Here is a 255-nt window from a genome sequence, read left to right as displayed (position 1 = left end):
TGAGAATTGCACAGTGGACGCGAGCATCTTTGTGGTCAAGTTGTCAAGGGCGAACGGTGAATGCCTTGGCACCAGGAGCCGATGAAGGACGTGGGAGGCCGCGATAGGCCTGGGGGAGCTGTCAACCAAGCTGTGATCCCAGGGTGTCCGAATGGGGAAACCTGGCACCAGTCATGTGGTGTCACCCACACCTGAACACATAGGGTGTGTGGAGGGAACGCGGGGAAGTGAAACATCTCAGTACCCGTAGGAAGA

1 rRNA gene is annotated in these 255 nt (G+C 57.3%); it reads left to right on the top strand.

Annotation, left to right across the window (positions count from 1 at the left end):
- Positions 1–33: 33 nt before the first annotated feature.
- A 23S ribosomal RNA gene (locus tag QCZ28_RS34450) occupies positions 34–255 on the top strand; the annotation flags it as partial.

The sequence above is a fragment of the Micromonospora sp. DH14 genome, assembly GCF_029809455.1.
In the GTDB taxonomy this organism is placed as follows: Bacteria; Actinomycetota; Actinomycetes; order Mycobacteriales; family Micromonosporaceae; genus Micromonospora; species Micromonospora parva.
Note: the sequence above shows the minus strand (reverse complement) of the source record. Positions and strands in the feature narration are given on the sequence as shown.